The 18,390-nt window shown below is 58.1% G+C and carries 14 protein-coding genes and 1 riboswitch; of the genes, 10 read left to right on the top strand and 4 right to left on the bottom strand.

Features of this window, described 5'->3' with window-relative positions; translation table 11 throughout:
* Window positions 1–48 precede the first annotated feature (48 nt).
* Entirely contained in the window at window positions 49–336 is a 288-nt protein-coding gene (gene gatC / locus BM069_RS07105) for an Asp-tRNA(Asn)/Glu-tRNA(Gln) amidotransferase subunit GatC (RefSeq protein WP_093322226.1), read from the bottom strand.
* Window positions 337–594: 258 nt separating this feature from the next.
* Window positions 595–1,281, bottom strand: a complete 687-nt coding sequence (locus BM069_RS07100) for a glutathione S-transferase N-terminal domain-containing protein (RefSeq protein WP_093322223.1) — start codon at window positions 1,279–1,281, stop codon at window positions 595–597.
* Window positions 1,282–1,382: 101 nt separating this feature from the next.
* A riboswitch (SAM riboswitch) is annotated at window positions 1,383–1,460 on the top strand.
* Between the two features lie 65 nt (window positions 1,461–1,525).
* On the opposite strand from BM069_RS07100, the gene metZ reads away from it, so the two are divergent.
* From metZ to BM069_RS07080, 4 genes are all read left to right on the top strand, one after another.
* A complete protein-coding gene (metZ, locus tag BM069_RS07095; RefSeq protein ID WP_093322220.1) occupies window positions 1,526–2,713 on the top strand; it encodes an O-succinylhomoserine sulfhydrylase in 1,188 nt (395 codons plus the stop codon).
* A 196-nt stretch (window positions 2,714–2,909) separates the two neighbouring features.
* Complete coding sequence (gene folE2, locus BM069_RS07090; RefSeq protein ID WP_093322218.1) at window positions 2,910–4,007, top strand: GTP cyclohydrolase FolE2; 1,098 nt, start codon at window positions 2,910–2,912, stop codon at window positions 4,005–4,007.
* Window positions 4,008–4,138: 131 nt separating this feature from the next.
* Window positions 4,139–5,587 carry a TrkH family potassium uptake protein gene (locus BM069_RS07085; RefSeq protein WP_093322215.1) on the top strand — a complete coding sequence of 483 codons (1,449 nt, stop codon included), beginning with the start codon at window positions 4,139–4,141 and terminating at the stop codon, window positions 5,585–5,587.
* Window positions 5,587–7,233, top strand: a complete 1,647-nt coding sequence (locus BM069_RS07080) for a thiamine pyrophosphate-binding protein (RefSeq protein WP_244503556.1) — start codon at window positions 5,587–5,589, stop codon at window positions 7,231–7,233. The genes BM069_RS07085 and BM069_RS07080 overlap by 1 nt, the downstream gene beginning before the upstream one ends.
* Before the next feature lie 83 nt (window positions 7,234–7,316).
* Here BM069_RS07080 and BM069_RS07075 read toward each other — a convergent pair whose 3' ends face one another.
* Window positions 7,317–9,077, bottom strand: coding sequence for a trypsin-like peptidase domain-containing protein (locus BM069_RS07075; RefSeq protein ID WP_093322213.1), 1,761 nt, complete (start codon window positions 9,075–9,077; stop codon window positions 7,317–7,319).
* A 152-nt stretch (window positions 9,078–9,229) separates the two neighbouring features.
* Between BM069_RS07075 and BM069_RS07070 the strand changes: the two genes are divergently transcribed.
* Entirely contained in the window at window positions 9,230–10,159 is a 930-nt protein-coding gene (locus BM069_RS07070) for a glycine--tRNA ligase subunit alpha (protein ID WP_093322210.1), read from the top strand.
* A gap of 8 nt (window positions 10,160–10,167) precedes the next feature.
* On the opposite strand, the gene BM069_RS07065 is transcribed toward BM069_RS07070, so the two are convergent.
* Window positions 10,168–10,806, bottom strand: a complete 639-nt coding sequence (locus BM069_RS07065; protein ID WP_093322207.1) for a MarC family protein — start codon at window positions 10,804–10,806, stop codon at window positions 10,168–10,170.
* A gap of 107 nt (window positions 10,807–10,913) precedes the next feature.
* Here BM069_RS07065 and BM069_RS07060 point away from each other — a divergent pair, with 107 nt between their 5' ends.
* The 5 genes from BM069_RS07060 (at window position 10,914) to BM069_RS07040 (ending at window position 18,308) form a co-directional block, all read left to right on the top strand.
* Window positions 10,914–11,441: a DUF6446 family protein gene (locus BM069_RS07060; RefSeq protein ID WP_093322203.1), complete on the top strand. Its 528-nt coding sequence runs from the start codon at window positions 10,914–10,916 to the stop codon at window positions 11,439–11,441.
* 3 nt (window positions 11,442–11,444) lie between these two features.
* Window positions 11,445–12,659, top strand: a complete 1,215-nt coding sequence (gene gltS, locus BM069_RS07055) for a sodium/glutamate symporter (RefSeq protein WP_093322201.1) — start codon at window positions 11,445–11,447, stop codon at window positions 12,657–12,659.
* Between the two features lie 9 nt (window positions 12,660–12,668).
* The gene (glyS, locus tag BM069_RS07050) at window positions 12,669–14,894 is read left to right on the top strand and encodes a glycine--tRNA ligase subunit beta (RefSeq protein WP_093322198.1); all 2,226 of its coding nucleotides are present in this window, start codon (window positions 12,669–12,671) and stop codon (window positions 14,892–14,894) included.
* Window positions 14,895–14,976: 82 nt separating this feature from the next.
* On the top strand, window positions 14,977–17,517 hold the full coding sequence (locus BM069_RS07045) for a putative PEP-binding protein (protein ID WP_093322195.1): 2,541 nt from the start codon (window positions 14,977–14,979) through the stop codon (window positions 17,515–17,517).
* A gap of 149 nt (window positions 17,518–17,666) precedes the next feature.
* Window positions 17,667–18,308 (top strand): cell wall hydrolase, encoded by a 642-nt coding sequence (locus tag BM069_RS07040; protein WP_170846696.1) that lies wholly within the window; start codon window positions 17,667–17,669, stop codon window positions 18,306–18,308.
* Window positions 18,309–18,390: the final 82 nt, after the last annotated feature.

The following is an 18,390-nucleotide window of genomic DNA, read 5'->3' as shown; positions in this document are numbered from 1 at the left end:
TCGGGTGCGCCTTCTGGATATCGGGCAAAAATCGGAAAGGAGGGACGGTTAGTCGACCACCTTGGGAACAGTGAAGAAACCTTCGCGCGCGTCGGGCGCGTTGGAGAGGACTTTCTCTTGCTGGTCGCCATCCGTCACCACGTCTTCGCGACGCTTCAGACGCATCGGGGTGACTGAAACCATCGGCTCCACGCCCTCAACATCCACCTCGTTGAGCTGTTCGATAAAGCCAAGCACGGCATTGAATTCCTGCGCCAGAGCGGGCAGGGCGTCTTCTTCGACCTTGATGCGGGCCAGTTTCGCCACTTTGGCGGCGGTGCTTTCGTCAATCGACATCGCTTGAACTCTCCGGATTAGAACTTGGCTACAGCCTTTAGCGCGCAGGCTTTGGCGGTGCAAGCGCAGAGCGGGCGGAAGCTGGCTCAGGGGGTGCATATATGGGGCCAGCCCCCTCGGCCTTCGGCCTCACCCCCGAGGTATTTTCGGCAATAGGAAGGCACGTTTTTCCTGGCCATAGATACCCACAGGCTCAGCGCAGCTGAGCTGCCCCCAACCGCTGGCAGATGCCGGCAGGCATCGAAGGGGGCGGGAGCCTTAGGTGGGCGGAAACAGGTCTGCCTGCACCCATGTGTCGGAGCGGTCGCCACGCAGGTCTGCTTGCAGCGCGCGGCCGCGGCGCAGGGCGGGGCGGGACCAGAGCTGTTTGAGCCAGCGCGCGAGGTGCGGTTTGTCCTCCAGACTTTGCTCCTGACCTTCCCAGAGCGAGGCCCAGCCCCAGATCGACATGTCTGCGATGGAGTAGAAGTCACCGGCGACGTATTCGCGTTCGGCAAGCCGTCGGTCGAGCACACCGTAGAGTCGGGCGGTTTCGCTGCGGTAGCGGTCTTTGGCGTAGGCGATGTCCTCAGGCGCGTATTTCAGGAAATGGTGTGTTTGGCCGGCCATTGGTCCGAGCCCGCCCATTTGCCACATCAGCCATTCTTCAACCGCGATGCGGTCACGCTCGGTGGCGCCCATGAAGCGCCCTGTTTTGCGGGCGAGGTATTGCAGGATGGCGCCGCTTTCGAAAACGGACATGGGTTTGCCGTCAGGCCCGTCGGGATCAAGGATGGCGGGCATGCGGTTGTTGGGCGCGATTTTCAGAAAATCGGGCGCAAACTGATCGCCTTTGCCAAGGTTGATGAGGTGGGTGGTGTAGGGGAGCCCCATCTCTTCGAGGGCAATCGAGACTTTCCAACCGTTGGGCGTGGGCCAGTAATAAAGGTCGATGGGGGCAGTCATGGCGCATCCTTTGCATATTCGTGAGGCATGATGCCGGTTTCAGCCGCGCTCGCAAGGGGCTTGCGGTCAAATGGTCTTGACCTTTTTGCACCTGCGGCGTAGGTCGCTGGCGTGGCGATTTGTTACCGGATTGCGGGCCACGTTAAACATGCCGCTAAAGAGGTCGAGACGAAGGAGCCCCTTCCGCTTGGCCGGAACGGGGCTTTTTATTTGGGCCGCTCACGATGGCCCGGGAGAGACAAAGATGAGCGATTGGAACACACGCACAAAACTGGTGCATGGTGGCACGCGACGCAGCCAATACAATGAGGTGAGCGAGGCGATTTTCCTTACCCAAGGGTTTGTTTACGACAGCGCCGAGCAAGCCGAAGCGCGGTTTATCGAGACCGGCCCGGATGAATTCATTTATGCCCGCTATGGCAACCCGACGGTGGCGATGTTTGAAGAACGCATTGCGGCACTGGAAGGCGCAGAAGATGCCTTTGCCACAGCCAGCGGTATGGCAGCGGTCAGCGGTGCGTTGACCTCAATGCTGAAGGCGGGCGACCACGTGGTCAGTGCCAAGGCGCTTTTTGGCTCTTGCCTATACATCCTTGAGGAAATTCTTGGCCGCTTTGGCGTTGAGGTGACATTTGTGGATGGCACCAACCTTGATGAATGGCGCGCGGCGGTGCGCGACGACACCAAGGCAGTGTTTTTTGAAAGCATGTCCAACCCGACGCTTGAGGTAATCGACGTGGCTGCCGTTGCCGAGATCGCGCACGCCAAAGGCGCCAAGGTTGTTGTGGACAATGTGTTCTCGACGCCCGTTTTCAGCGGCGCGATTGCGCAGGGTGCGGATGCGGTGATTTATTCGGCGACCAAACACATCGACGGGCAGGGACGTTGTTTGGGCGGCGTGATCCTTGGCACGCAGGAGTTCATCCGCAAGACGGTTGAACCCTATATGAAACATACTGGCGGCAGCATGAGCCCGTTCAATGCATGGGTGCTGCTTAAAGGGCTTGAAACCATTGATCTGCGAGTGCGGGCGCAGGCTGCGAGTGCCTTGGCGATCTCCGAAGCGCTTGAGGGCAGTGAGGCCTTGGAGCGGGTGATCTATCCGGGATTGAAGGCGCATGCACAGAATGCGCTGGTGCAGACGCAATTGGGCGGCAAGGGCGGCACGGTTTTGTCGATTGACTTGAAAGGTGGCCAAGAGGCAGCGTTCAAGTTTCTGAATGCGCTGGAGATTGCGGTGATTTCCAACAATCTCGGGGACGCCAAGTCGATCGCAACCCATCCGGCAACCACAACCCATCAACGTCTGCCTGAAGACCAGAAGGCGGAACTTGGCATCACGTCCGGTCTTGTGCGGTTCTCTGTGGGATTGGAAGACACGGACGATCTGATCAAGGACATCACGCAGGCGGTTGCGGCGTCACAGGCATAGCCAACGCCAGAAAATCGAAACAAGACGCGGGCCTTGGGGCTGCGTCAGGGTTGAAAGGCGGGCCGCGGCCCGCCTTTTTCGTTGCGGCAAATCGATCCGCAACGTCGCTTTGAGCGTAATAGAATGCGTAATTGGCATTTAGCCCGCCGTGTCATTAAGTTAGACCGGCGTTGAGGCGCGAAAGGTGGCTTGGATCATGAACATGCAGACTCCAAAATCAAACGACGAGATTTCCCGCAAAGAGGCGGAGGCGGCGCTTGAGACCTTGCGCGCTTGGGCCAAAGTTGCGTCTGTGACCGAGATTGCCGAGCTTGATCCCTCTGTGGCGCGTCTTTTGCCAGATCAGTTGAAAGCGAATTATCCTGCGCTGTCGCGTCATTATGACGAGAATTTTGAGGTCACGCCGGAGTACCGAAAATCTTTGCCTGATTTGCAGAATGGACCGTCCAGCCTGATCAAAGGGGAAAAGCAGCAGATCCAGCACGTCGGAATTTCCAACTTCCGCCTGCCGATCCGGTTTCATACCCGCGACAATGGCGACATCAGCCTGCAAACCAGCGTGACCGGAACTGTGAGTCTTGAGGCGGACAAAAAGGGCATCAACATGTCCCGCATCATGCGTTCGTTTTACAAACACGCAGAAAAAACCTTCAGCTTTGAAGTGATGGAGGCGGCTTTGGCCGATTACATCACCGATCTGGAGAGCTTTGATGCGCGGCTCCAGATGCGGTTTTCCTATCCGATGAAGATCAATTCGCTGCGCTCTGGTCTTCAGGGGTATCAATACTACGATTTTGCGTTGGAAAAGGTGCAACAGGACGGGCAGCTGCATAAAGTGATGCATCTGGATTATGTGTATTCCTCGACCTGTCCATGTTCGCTGGAGTTATCCGAACATGCGCGCTCAGAACGCGGGCAATTGGCAACGCCTCATTCGCAACGCTCGGTGGCGCGGATTTCGGTGAACGTGACCGATGGTATGCTGTGGTTCGAGGATCTGATTGATCTGGCCCGAGCAGCGGTGCCGACGGAAACGCAGGTGATGGTCAAACGCGAGGATGAACAGGCGTTTGCGGAGTTGAACGCGGCCAATCCGATCTTTGTGGAAGATGCGGCACGGCTGTTCTGCGAGCAATTGAAGGCCGATCCGCGGATTGGCGATTTCCGCGTGATCGCGAGCCATCAGGAAAGCCTGCACAGCCACGACGCGGTCAGCATTCTGACCGATGGGCCGTTCTTTGAGGCGCAAAGCCTTGACCCGAAACTGTTTTCTACGCTGTTCCACGTAGGGTAGAACTACGATGGTCGCGCGTGACTTTTGAGAGGTCGTTTTTGCCGCCCTGCCGCCAAGACAGGCGGTCCGGCGCTGTTTTGGTGGACTGGGGGTGCTTGACAGGCGGCGAGTGAGCGGCCAACCCTGCGCCCATGTTTGACCTGCGACCCGTTGCATATCTGATTGGCCTTTTGGTGGCGAGCCTCGGGGTTGTCATGCTGTTGCCGATGGCGATTGATCTGTATGACAACGATCCTCATTGGAGCGCATTTTTCGCCAGCGCTTTGACCACGTTTCTGATGGGGGGGCTGGTGGCATTGTCCTGTCACAACGGGCGTGGGTCGCGACTGACCTTGCAGCAAACCTTTTTGCTGACCACCGGCGTGTGGCTTGCTTTGCCGATGTTTGGGGCGTTGCCATTTGTGTTTGGCGCCACCGAAGCCCGTGTAGTGGATGCGTTTTTTGAGGCCATGTCAGGTCTGACAACCACAGGGTCGACGGTGTTTTCCGGTCTTGAGGATTTGCCACGTGGGATCTTGTTCTGGCGGGGCCTTCTGCAATGGCTGGGCGGCATTGGTATCATTGTTGTGGCCATGGTGTTTTTGCCGGAGCTTCGGGTTGGCGGTATGCAGATTTTCCGCAGCGAAGGCTTTGATACTTTTGGAAAAATTTTGCCGCGTGCCACAGAGATTTCGAGCCGGATTTCGGTGATTTATCTGGCGTTGACCGCCATTTGTGCCTTGGCTTACCGCATCACCGGCATGGGCAAGTTTGACAGTTTGGTGCATGCGATGACGACCATCGCGACCGGGGGATTTGCGAACTATGACGCCTCTTTCGGAGCGTTCGGATCGGGCTCGGAATATGTGGCGGTGATCTTCATGTTCCTCGCGGCCCTGCCGTTTGTTCGATTTGTCCAGCTGACCGCAGGCAGCGCCAAACCGTTGTTTCAAGACAGCCAGATCCGCATGTTTTTCTTTATTGCGTTGGTGATCGTGACAATGCTGGTTTTGTGGCAGGTGATGGTCATGGGGGTGCGCTCAGAAGAGGGGCTGCGCAAGGCGATGTTCAATTCAGTCTCGATCCTGACCGGAACCGGATACGCGAGCGCAGATTATATGCTTTGGGGCGGGTTTCCGGTGGCGGTGCTGTTTTTTGCGGGGCTGATCGGGGGCTGCGCGGGGTCGACGGCCTGCTCGATCAAAGTGTTCCGCTATCAGCTTTTGTTCGCGTCCATCAAAGTGCAGATCCGAAAAATTCAGCATCCGAGCGGCGTGTTCGCAGCGACCTATCAGGGGCGCAAAATCGAGGATGATGTGTTGAGCTCGGTGATGAGTTTCTTTGTGTTCTTCGTGGTGTCGCTTGGCGTTTTGTCCGTGCTTTTGGGGCTTACGGGGCTGGATTTCACAACGGCGCTTTCGGGGGCGTCGGCGGCGCTGGCAAATATCGGTCCGGGATTGGGGGATATCATCGGTCCCGCGGGCAATTTCGCGACACTCAATGATACGGCCAAATGGCTTTTGGCAGCAGGCATGTTGATTGGCCGGCTGGAGCTGTTGGCGGTTTATGTACTCTTTACTGTTCAATTCTGGAGGGCCTGATGGGTCAAAAGGGTGAGGCAATGCGCCCCTTGGGAGCGCAGATTTCACATATGTTGAAATCGCGCGGTGTGGATGTGATTTTCGGCATTCCCGGTGTGCACAATGTCGAGATGTATCGCGGCATCGAAGAGGCCGGCATCACGCATGTTCTTGCGCGCCACGAGCAGGGCGCGGGGTTCATGGCGGATGGCTATGCGCGGGCCAGTGGCAAGCCGGGGGTGGCCTATGTCATCACCGGACCCGGGCTGTGCAACATCATGACGCCGCTGGGGCAGGCCTATTCCGACAGCGTGTCGGTGCTGACGATTTCGAGCTGTCTTGACGAGCACGTCGGCCATCGTGGTCAGTTGCATCAGATGAAGGATCAGCGCGCTGCTGCGGCAACGGTTTGCGATTGGTCCGAGGAGGCGCGCAGCCCGCGCGCGGCTTATGACCTGATTGATCGGGCCTTTGTCGAATTTGAAACGAAACGTCCGCGGTCAAAGCACATTCAGGTGCCCATTGGCCTGTTGGGGGAGATGGCGCCTGAGGCGCCCGCGACGGTCCCAGGCGCGATGGAAAGCCATCCCGGCTTGGAAGCCGGGGACATGCGTGGGATTGCGCTGGATCTTCTGAATGCGCGTAAGCCGCTGTTCATTCTAGGCGGAGGGTTGGCGGTTTCTGGCGGCGCAGCGGCCTTGCACATGCGTTTGTTGCTTAAGGAAACCGGCGCTGCTGCTTTCATGACCTATGCAGGCTCCGGCCTTTTGGCGTCGGATGACGAGATGAGTTTTGGCACCTATCTGGGGCGGGCCGAAAGCAAGCGGATCATTGGCGAGAGCGATCTGGTGATCGCGATCGGCACGGAATTGAGCGAGTGTGACTTGTGGCGTGATGAGCTGGGCCACACGGGGCAGTTCGTTCGCGTGGATATCGACCCTGAGGTTCTGGTGGATCGGCATCGGGCGGACACCACGGTTCTGGCGGATGCGTTCTCGTTTGTGATGAAAATGCGCGCGGATTTTGCCTTTGCCTTGTCGATGCGGGACGATTTGCCGGATGAGGTGATGCCTGCCAAATGGTCTGCGAAAGAGATTGCCGACGCCAAGGCGCGGTTCCGCGCGGAAAGCGATGCGGAGCGTCCGGGGATTGCGGGTATCTGTGATGCCTTGCGGGAGGTGATGCCTGCGGATGCGATGATTTATTCAGACATGACTCAGTTTGCCTATGTCGCAAAGGAAGTCTGGGATATCGATCAACCGGGATTTTGGCACCATCCAACCGGTTTTGGTACTTTGGGCTATGCGCTGCCGGCGTCGATTGGCGGCGCGATGGCGCGGCGCGGCAAGCCGACGGTGTGTATCGCCGGCGACTATGGGTTCCAGTACACGGTGCAGGAACTTGGTGCGGCGGTTGAGATGAAGCTGCCGATCCCGATTTTGTTGTGGGACAACCACAAACTCAAAGAGATCGAGGACAGCATGGTGGCAAGCCAGATTGCGCCCAATGCAGTTGTCGCGCTGAACCCTGATTTCTGCAAGTTGGCAGAGAGCTATGGGTGCCTCGCAACGGAGCCTGCAACGTTGGACGAACTACAAGCTGCTTTGACGGAGGCATTTCAGGTGGACCGACCGACATTGATCCGGATGACCTCGGCCCTGTCCTGAAAGACGCATCCAATTTCGCTGTCCAGACAAAGAAAAGGCCCGAAGCACTGCTTCGGGCCTTTGGCGTTTTGCGGAAAGTAAGATTACCAGCAGCTGACCAGAACGGTCATGCCGCTGGCCATTTTTGTCAGGTCTTCCGGTGCGAGGGTGGTACCAGTGTCGGCGGTGCCCGTCGCAATACCCTCTTGCACCAAAAGGGTGCGGATGGCGTCAGCGTTGACCGCGAAGTTCACTTCGCTCGGCAACTGCTGGGCGGTGTCGGTGGCGCGCGGAAGGAGCATGCCGAAGACCGAGCCCGCGGCGTCAAACACCGGCCCGCCCGCATCACCGGGCTGTGGGGCCAGAGCAAGGCGCGTCAGCTCTTGTTCGCCGCCAAGGCCGCGTACGTCGGAGAGCTGCCCGAAGGTCATGGTGGGTGCGCCCAGCGCACCTTCGTAGCTATAGCCAGACACGGCGACTTCGGATTTCAAACGCGGCGCTCCAGAGCGCAACGAGGCCACGCCCATCGGAGCCAGCGCCGCTTTCGGGCTGAGAATGGCGATTCCTAGGGCTTCGTCGATGAGGGTCACATTGGCTTCATATTCGCCTTCGAGCGTGACCTTTTCACAGGCTGCCACGGCTTCGACGGTGGTCACAACATGGCCGCGCGTGTCGACAAAGAAACCGGAGCGAGACAGGCGCGGTTTGCGCACTTGAAGACCGGCAATCAGATCGATGCTTTGCGCATCATCGTCACCCGCGGCGGGATCGAGGGTGCCATCGATGCGGGTAAAGCTCGCCTTCATCTCATTGAGAATACGGGTGCGGCGTTCTTCATCACCGGCGGGCCAGACAAGGGTAAAGCCCTTGATTTCTCCGTCCTCAAGCGCTGCTTGGGTGTAGGAGATGATGTCGGCGTTTTCGCCCACAAGGGTAAAGGACGATTTCTTGCGCTCGCGCGGGCCGTTCAGAGGTACAACCTCCAGCGTTTGCATGATGTCATAGAGACCAAAGAGCGTGTTTTGATCACCCGCCTGACTGATCAGGAGCACGGTGGCGGGCAGGTCGGAGCTGGCTTCAAAGCGCACGAACGGGTATTCGCTCGCGGCTTTGCGCACGACGCCGGTGGGAATTTGCATCTCGATCCCTGCGTCCAAATCGGACACAAGGCGCAAGTCCATGCCTTCGAGAACAGCAAAGTACTGGCCGCGGAGAGTGTCGCGCTGACGGGTTGTCAAAACGCCTGTGGGATCAAAGCCGTTGTCGGCTTGCCAATTGGCCATCGAGTTGCGGGTGCCACGGCCAAAGGCCCCATCGATGCCGGAGTTATAATAGCCGCCCCATTGCAAATAGACCTGCAACTGCATTTTTTGCTCACGCGACAATGCTGCCTCCGAGGAACGGGCCTCGCGGACGGTTTCATCAGGCACCTCGGGCTCTTGCGGTGCGGGCTCTTCGACAACCACAACCGCATCGGGTTGTGTGTCCTGCGTGATTTGCGGTGCGGCTGGAGCAACGCCATCCAGCAGGTTTGCGCCCACCGGCCAGAACTGGCTGCGGTAGTCTGCTGACACTGCGATGTAGCTGTCGATCGGGATCACACCCTCGGCGCGATAGACTTGTAGGACACGCTCGGCGTCCTCGCGCACGTAAGGCCCGAGGGCTACGGCATACCAACCGCCGCCCAGAGAAAACCCGTTCACATCTTGCATGGTCGCGGCATAGCCGCGGATTCGGTCCTGTGCGACGGTCAGGCTGGGCTGAGCCTCGAGTTGAACCCAGACGGTATCTTCGGTGGATTGTGCCGAAACGGCAGAAATTGAAATGGTGATTGAAAAAATCAGCGACAGAAGTGTGCGCAACATGTTCGGAGGAGCCCCTGAAACTCATGACATTGTTCTTGTCTGACCTATTTAGCAGTTTCCCGCTGTGTTGCACGTCTAATTTGCGCGAGGGTGCAATTGACCCCGCTGGCGCATCCGCTTAAGCAAGACCCGCGTTTCCAGAGGGATCAAGCATGACACAATTTGACGGCAAACCCCGCAGCTTTCAGGAGATCATCCTGCGTCTTCAGGCCTATTGGGCCGAGAAAGGCTGTGCGATCATGCAACCTTATGACATGGAAGTGGGTGCCGGTACGTTCCACCCCGCGACGACTTTGCGGTCATTGGGCAGCAAACACTGGGCTGCGGCCTATGTGCAGCCGTCGCGTCGCCCGACTGACGGGCGGTATGGCGAGAACCCGAACCGCTTGCAGCATTACTATCAGTATCAGGTGCTGATCAAACCGAGCCCGCCCAATTTGCAGGAGCTGTACCTTGGCTCGCTGGCGGCGATTGGCATCGATATGGAAATGCACGACATCCGTTTCGTGGAAGACGACTGGGAAAGCCCGACGCTTGGCGCGTGGGGGCTTGGCTGGGAAGTCTGGTGTGACGGTATGGAAGTCAGCCAGTTCACCTATTTCCAGCAGGTTGGCGGCCATGACTGTCATCCGGTGTCCGGCGAGCTTACCTATGGTCTGGAGCGTCTGGCGATGTATGTGCTGGGCGTGGATCACGTGATGGACATGCCGTTTAACAGCCCCGATGCGGATATCGCGCTGAGCTATGGCGATGTGTTCAAGCAGACCGAGCAGGAATACAGCCGTTGGAACTTTGACGTCGCGAACACCGATGTGTTGTTCAAGCAGTTCGAAGAAGCGGAAGCCGAGTGCGAGAAAATCCTCGCGCAGGAGCATGTAGATCCGAAAACCGGCAAGCGCATCATCATGGCGCATCCCGCTTATGATCAGTGTATCAAGGCGTCCCACCTGTTTAACCTGTTGGATGCACGGGGCGTGATTTCTGTCACGGAGCGGCAGGCCTATATTGGTCGCGTGCGCGCCTTGGCGAAACAATGCGCGGATGCCTTTGTGTTGACCGAGGCCGGAGGGCACGCCGCGTGATCTTGGTGTCAGGCAAGTCCGGGCAAGAGAACTTTGACGCCTTCGGCTACCATGCCGACGGCGATTGCGATCAGGATCATGCCCATCAGGCGTGTCATAATCGTGCGCGCGGTGACGCTGAGGTATCGACCGATGCTGCTGGCAAAGAAAAATACAATGGCCATGAGGGCCAGCACAACGCCAATACAGCCCGCATAAACAATCCAGCCCTCGGGCTGTTCGACACGTTGAGCGGCGAGAATGAGCGTAGTGATCGTGCCGGGACCGATGAGCATCGGGAAGGTCATCGGGTAAAAGGCGATGCTGTCGGCGACAACCTTGGCGCCAACTTCCTTTTCGCGTTCGGTGCGATGGTGCGCGGTGCTGTTGCGCCCGTTCAGCATGTTGAATCCGATAGAGATCAGAACCATGCCGCCTGCGACGCGGAAGGCATCTATCGAGACATCGAAGAAGTTCAGGATTTGCGAGCCGCCGACAGCGATAATGGCACAGCCAATCGCGGTGTATGTAATGATCTGAAGGGCGGTTTTGCGCTGTTCCGACTGGTCAAGGTCATGGGTCAGGCTAAGGAAAACAGGCAGGTTGATGAACGGGTTCATCACGGCGAACAAAGCACCGAACATGGTGATAGCAAAGTCTTCGGACATGGTACGCCGTATGTAAGTAGTGAAGCGTTGAAAGCGCTTGTGACAAGATTTCTGTCTTGCGCGGAGTTGCGCAACAGTAGCCCGATGTCACTTAGAGGAGCAACCGGATGACCGGCAAAATCATAGGAGCGGTGATCGTGCTGACAGCTTTGGTCGGAGGCGTGGCGCTTTATTGGCTTCAGGTCTACGGGTTTTATGACACCGTCGAGGCCTCGGGGGCGAAGGATGATGTTCAACTGACGTTGCTCGTAACCGGTGAGCCTGAGCCAATTTTGTATGAGAACTTCAAGGCGATTGACGCGGACAGTTCCCCCATTCGGTATCGAGCCTGTTTCACCACCAAGATGAGCGAAGCTTTGCTCACCGAGACTTATGAGATGGTGGAACACGCCGAACCGCGCAACGCTCCGGAGTGGTTTGACTGTTTCGACGCAAAGGAAATTGGCGTCGCGTTGGAACAAGGTGAGGCGCTGGCCTTTATGGGGCAGAAAGAAGTGATCTATGGCATTGATCGGCTGGTTGCGATTATGCCGGATGGCCGTGGTTTCGTGTGGCACGAGATCAACGAATGCGGTGAGATTGCATTTGATGGTGATCCTTTGCCAGCACATTGTCCGGCCAAACCTGAGGACTAGATCATGGCGGGCGCGATAGTCATACCAAGTTTTATTACTGCGACCCTCGGGTTTGCGGTGTTTCTGCTTGGGGCGCGGCTGACGCGCAAGGTCGCGTTCTTGCGGGAGTTCAACATTCCCGAGCCTGTCACGGGCGGTTTGATTGCCGCTGTCCTTTTCGGGCTGATTGCCGCAGTTGTTGGCGTGACTCTCGATTTCGAGATGGGCGCGCGGGACTACTTTCTGGTGCTGTTCTTTGCCGGTATCGGCCTAAACGCACGGCTCGCGGATTTGGTATCGGGCGGCAAACTTTTGGCGCTTTTGCTGGTGCTGACGTTCATCGCAATCCTGCTTCAGAGCGCGATTGGCATCGCAGGCGCGGCAATGTTTGGCTTTCCGATGCAATCCGGAGTTCTGTTTGGTTCGGCGGCGTTGATTGGCGGGCATGGCACGGCAATTGCATGGGCGCCGAATGTGGCCGAGGTGACAGGACTTCAGGGCGCCTCGGAGCTCGGTGTGGCTATGGCGACACTCGGGCTGATTGCGGCGTCTTTGGTCGGTGGTCCCGTGGCAAAGTATCTGGTGTCGCGGCACAAGTTGAAGTCGGAAGCGCATGAAGATGAGGATGTGGTCGGTGTCTCCTTTGAGGACGAGGACAGCGCCAAGAGCGACATTTCGCACGAAAGTCTGATGCGGGTGATGCTGATGCTGCATCTGGCCATTCTGTTTGGGTACGTTTTGCACGGAGTCCTGTCCGAGCTTGGGTTGATGCTTCCACTGTTTGTGCCGTGCTTGATCGTGGGTATCGCGCTGGGCAATCTGCACAGCACGGTTTTTTCCAATGCGCCACAAGTGGCACGCACGCCAACTTTGGCCGTGATTTCCGAATTCGCGCTGGGCACGTTTTTGGCGATTTCGCTTATGACGTTGGACTTTGCCACGTTGAACGGATTGGGGGCGGCCATTCTTGGCACGCTTGCCTTCCAGACTGTGACCACTGTGGCGCTTGTGATCCTGCTGCTTTTTCCGCTTTTGGGGCGCAACTATGATGCTGCCGTGCTGGCCTCGGGCTTTGCCGGCTTCTCGCTGGGCGCGACGCCTACAGCCATCGCCAATATGACCGCCGTGACCAAGCGATATGGCCCTGCGCCGCTCGCATTTGTGGTTTTGCCCTTGGTTTCGGCCTTTTTTGTAGATATCGCCAACGCCATCGTCATTCAGGCGATTGTGAACTTCTAAGGATCCATCATGCCTAACCTGCTGATCGAACTGTTTTCCGAAGAAATCCCCGCGCGCATGCAGGCGCGGGCCGCTGATGACCTGAAGAAAAAGGTCACTGACGGTCTGGTGGAGGCCGGTTTGACCTATGGCGGCGCAAAGGCATTTTCGACGCCTCGTCGTCTGACGCTGGCGCTTGAGGATTTGCTGTCGGAAAGCCCAACGGTGAAGGAAGAACGCAAGGGTCCGAAGGTCGGCGCGCCAGAAAAGGCTCTGGAAGGGTTCCTGCGCGGGGCTGGTGTTGCGCGCGAAGATCTGGAAGAGCGCGACACGCCCAAGGGCGCTGTCTATTTCGCGACGATAACCAAACCGGGCCGTCCGGCGGCGGAGATTGTGGCCGAGGTTCTGGAAGATGCGATCCGCAATTTCCCTTGGCCGAAGTCGATGCGCTGGGGCGCGGGGTCCTTGCGTTGGGTGCGTCCGTTGCATTCGATCCTTTGTGTGCTGTCTTCCGACGAAGGCCACGAGGTTGTGGCGATGGATGTAGATGGCATCACGGCGGGTGACACCACCGAGGGGCATCGCTTCATGGGCAGCGGCCGGTTCGCGGTGCATGGTTTTGAGGACTATGAGGCTAAGCTGAAGCGTGATCGGGTGATCCTGAATGCGGAAGAGCGCGCCGAGGCGATTTGGTCAGAAGCGACCAACATGGCCTTCGCACAGCGCATGGAAGTTGTTGAAGACAAGGGTTTGCTGGCTGAGGTCGCTGGGCTGGTGGAATGGCCCGTAGTGCTGATGGGTGACATTGCCGAGGATTTCCTTGGACTGCCGCCCGAGGTGCTTCAGACCTCGATGAAAGAGCATCAGAAGTTCTTCTCGGTGAAGAACCCCAAGACGGGCCGGATCGAGAAGTTCATCACCGTTGCCAACCGTGAGACCGCCGATCAGGGCGCGACCATTCTGGCGGGCAACCAGAAGGTGCTTTTTGCGCGTCTTTCAGATGCCAAATTCTTCTGGGAAAACGATATTCGCGTGGCTTCGACAGGTGCGGCGGAATGGCTTGAAAGTCTGGACAATGTGACTTTCCACAACAAGCTGGGCAGCCAGGGCGACCGGATCGGTCGGATCGCTGCATTGGCGGCGGAACTGGCGCCGGTGGCGGGTGCCGAAGCTGTGGTTGCGGATACAGCGGCACGGTGGGCCAAGGCGGACCTGAGTTCGGAAATGGTCTACGAATTCCCCGAATTGCAGGGCCTAATGGGCCGGTACTATGCAGAGACCGCAGGTCATCCGGCTGAGGTCGCGGCCGCTGCTGAAGAACACTACTCGCCTTTGGGGCCGTCTGATGACGTGCCTGGCGCACCGGTCTCGGTGTCTGTGGCGCTGGCGGACAAGCTGGATACGCTCACCGGTTTCTGGGCGATTGACGAAAAACCGACGGGATCGAAAGACCCGTTTGCGCTGCGCCGCGCTGCGTTAGGTGTGATCCGGCTGGTGCTGGAAAATGGGTTGCGGATGCCGCTGGATGCGCATTTTGAACGCCAGTTGCTGCGCCACGAAGCGCATCAGAGCGAAGATGACATGCTGACGGATGCGTTGGCAAAAGACATTGAAGTCGAGATCGCCGATCATGGCGTTCTAGGCGCGGTGTTTCATACCATCAAAGCGGCCGTGGATGGCGAGTTGCCCAAGCATTTGGACAAGCTGCGCGAGAGCCTGCCGGATGTGTCGGGAGATTTGCTGGGCTTTTTCCACGATCGTCTCAAGGTTTATTTGCGGGATCAGGGCATTCGCCACGACGTGATTGATGCCTGCATCGCGATGCCTGGAAATGATGATCTGGCGCTTCTGGTAGCCCGTGCGCAGGCGTTGCAGGACTTTATGTCGACCGAGGATGGTGAAAACCTGTTGCAGGGCTTTAAGCGGGCCAACAACATTCTGTCCCAGGCCGAAGAAAAAGACGGGGTCGAGTATTCCTATGGTGCGGATGTGAAATTCGCCGAGGACGAGACCGAGAAGGCGCTCTTTGCGGCGTTGGATGGCGCAGATGGCGCGATTACGGCGGCTCTTGGGTCCGAGGACTTTGCCTTGGCCATGGGCACCATGGCGTCGCTGCGGGCACCGATTGATGCGTTCTTTGAGGCGGTGCAGGTCAACAGCGACAACGAAGTTGTGCGCCGCAACCGTCTGAACCTGCTGTCTCGCATTCGCGGCATTTGCTTGCAGGCGGCGGATTTGACGCGGGTTGAAGGCTAAGACTTTCGGTTGATGCGAGGCAGCTAAGGCTTGCCTCGCACGTCAACCGGCGTATTCTGCGGCCACATAGCGAGGTGCCGCAGTGCAGCAGAACGATCCCAACATCACCCTGATTTCCCCTGAAGCGCCGGTGGCTGTGAACACCCATGGCGGTCGGGCGAAATGTTTGCAACGTTTGGTGCGGCTGGACCTTCCGGTGCCGGCAACGGTCGCGTTGTCTTTTGTTGCGGTGCATCAGATTGCGGCGGGTGAAGTGCCAGACATGGCGGCGATGGCGGTGGCGTTCGAGGATGGCCAGCTATTGTGTGTGCGACCGAGTTCTGAGGACCCCGATTGGGGGGGGCCGGGAGCAATTCTGAATATTGGGATGAACGCGGCACGACATCAGGCCCTGGCTGACGAAATCGGAAATGAGGCGGCGACGCGCCTTTATCTGAAGTTTATCCAGTCTTATTCGACCCACGTGGCGCGACTTGATCCGGATATTTTTGACGACATCAATCCGCGGGAAGAAGGCGCGCTTGAGGATTACCTCGCGGCTTACGAAGATGAGGCGGAGGAACCTTTCCCGCAAGATCGTGATGTGCAGCTGGCAGGTGTTTTGAAATCGATGGCGCGGGCGTGGGAAGGCACCACCGCGCGGCTTTTGCGACAGGCCAAAGGGGCTCCGGCCGACGCGGGGCTGGGGCTTGTTATTCAGGCGCTTGCGCTTGGTGTCGGCAATGGCGAAAGCGGCTCGGGTGTGTTGCAGTTGGTTAACAGCGACAGTGGATACCCGCAGATCACAGGCCGCTATATGAGTCAGTCACAGGGACGCGATGCGCTGCAAACGGGTGCTGAAGCGCTGTATTTGCAGGCGGATGAACGCGGCCCTTCTCTTGAGGAACATGCGCCGGAGTTGTTTGCCAAGCTCAAGGAATACGCGGCGGTGATGCGCGCGAAGCTGAGAGAAGAGATGGAAATGGAATTCACGTTGGAAGACGGCGTGATTCACATTTTGGATGGTGTGCGTGTGGCGCGGACCGCGCGGGCGGCGGTACGGATTGCGGTGTCGCTGGCGCAAGACGGGATTATTCCGGTTCAGGAAGCGGTGATGCGGATTGAGCCGCGCGCGCTGAATGAATTGCTGCACCGGCAAGTTGATCCGGACGCAGAACGGGACATGATCGGGGACGGTATTGGCGCCAGCCCAGGTGCGGCGACGGGAAAAATCGTGTTCACTGCCGCCGAGGCGCAGGCCAGCGCGGCGCGCGGCGAAGCCTGTATTCTGGTGCGGCGGGAAACCAATCCTGAAGACATTCGGGGCATGCATGCGGCAAATGCGGCGCTGACCGAGAGGGGCGGCATGACCAGCCACGCGGCGGTGATTGCGCGCGGACTTGGATTGCCTTGCGTGGTCGGCGCGACAAGTTTGAAATTCCGCACTTCCAAAAAACAGTTGGTCGCACAGGATGGGCGCGTGTTCCATGAGGGTGACGTGATCACCGTGGATGGCACCAACGGACAGGTGCTTGCCGGTGAGCCGCTGATGATGGAAGCGGCGCTGGATGAAAGTTTCCAGACGCTGATGGGCTGGGCGGACGAAAGCCGCGATATTGGTGTGCGGGCCAATGCCGACACACCTGCAGATGCACGCACAGCGCTGGTGTTTCAGGCCGAGGGAATCGGTTTGGCGCGCACCGAGCACATGTTCTTTGAGGCGGATCAGCTGATTGCCATGCGCGAGGTGATTTTCGCAGATGATCCAGAAGGGCGCAGCGTGGCTTTGCAGGCGCTTTTGCCGATGCAGCGCGAGATGTTTGTCGAACTGTTTGAGATCATGGACGGCCGGCCGGTATGCATTCGCTTGTTTGACCCGCCGCTTCACGAGTTCTTGCCAACCGACCGCGCAGGGTTACGCGATCTTGCGGAGGCGTTGAACCTGTCCTTGAGCACTGTCACGCGGCGGGTTGAGGAACTTGGGGAATACAATCCGATGCTGGGCATGCGGGGCGTGCGGTTGGGCATCACCGTTCCGGAAATTCTGGATATGCAGGCGCGCGCGATTTTCGAAGCCATGCTTGATGCCGCAGGTGATGGGGAGCCGGTGGTTTCGGAGATCATGATTCCGCTGGTGTCGGCAAAACGCGAAGTTGAACTGGTGAAGACGCGCATAGACGCGGTTGCGGCGGCGGTGCGCACCGAGCGTGGGCGCGATTTTGAGTATCGCCTCGGCGTTATGGTCGAAACACCACGGGCCGCGCTGCGCGCCGAAGATATTGCGCAGCACTGTGAATTCTTCAGCTTCGGGACAAACGACCTGACCCAGATGACCTATGGGCTTTCGCGCGATGATGCGGGCCGGTTCATGTCGCCTTATGTGCAGCAAGGTGTGTTCCCCGAAGACCCGTTCCACACGTTGGATCAGGAAGGCGTGGGTGAATTGCTCAAGCTTGGTGCCGAACGCGGACGACTGGCGCGGCCTGACCTGACGCTGTCGGTATGCGGCGAACACGGTGGGTCACCCGAATCGATTGCCTTCTGCAGAACGATCGGAATGGACTATGTGTCGTGCTCTCCGTTCCGTGTGCCGGTTGCGCGGCTGGCTGCGGCACAATTGGCCATCCGTGATAAAATTGAATGATTTTAGATATTTATGAGGAATCTCTGTTGAAATCCAAAACAAGGCCACTAGGTAGGCAACGGCAAAAGTTTACCATTTTTGCAATTTGAGCTAATAGAACGGCTGTTTTGGTGCGGGGGGCAATCCGCATGCTTGGTTATGAGGACGTTATGCGGACTTTTATTTGCGCCTTTGTGGCGGCGACTTTGTCGGCGTCTATCGCTGTTTCAGAGGCTTCGCCGGCCGGTCAGGACGCGGCAGATCAGCCACGAACAGTCGTTTTGTTTGATGGCAAATCGCTGCGCGAGATTTTTGCGCCCAAGAAGCGAAAGCCAACCGAAGTCTCCTATAGCCGGGCGTTCATCGACAGCTTGCCTAAGATCGACGACAAGAAGCGCAGCGATGCGCATGTCTGTCTGGCAGAGGCGCTTTACTTTGAGGCGCGCGGCGAGAGCGTGAAAGGCCAGTTTGCGGTGGCTGAAGTTATCATGAACCGGGCCGAGCACGGGAATTTTCCGGAGAGCGTGTGTGGTGTCATCAACCAAGGTACAGCATCGGGCCGCAAGTATCAGTGCCAATTCACGTATAATTGCGATGGTGTCACCAACCGAATTCACGAGAAAGATGCCTATGAGCGGGTGATGAAAGTCGCCCACCTGACATTGGACGGTGCGCCGCGTGAGTTGACAGACGGGGCAACCCACTATCACACCAAAGCGGTGAGCCCGCGGTGGTCGCGGACCTTCCCGCGTACGGCGACAATCGGTGTGCATCACTTCTACCGGATGCCGACCCGTCTGACCCAGAACTGAGTTTGTTGACGCCTTTGGACTATGGCGTGCCGCCCGCGGCTCTGTTATGCGCGCGCATCGGATATAGTGTGGCCTTGGCCAG

Origin of the sequence: Shimia haliotis (genome assembly GCF_900114415.1) — a bacterium.
Classification (GTDB): Bacteria; Pseudomonadota; Alphaproteobacteria; order Rhodobacterales; family Rhodobacteraceae; genus Shimia; species Shimia haliotis.
The sequence above is the reverse complement of the archived record's forward strand: the minus strand, read 5'-3'. Positions and strand labels throughout refer to the sequence as shown.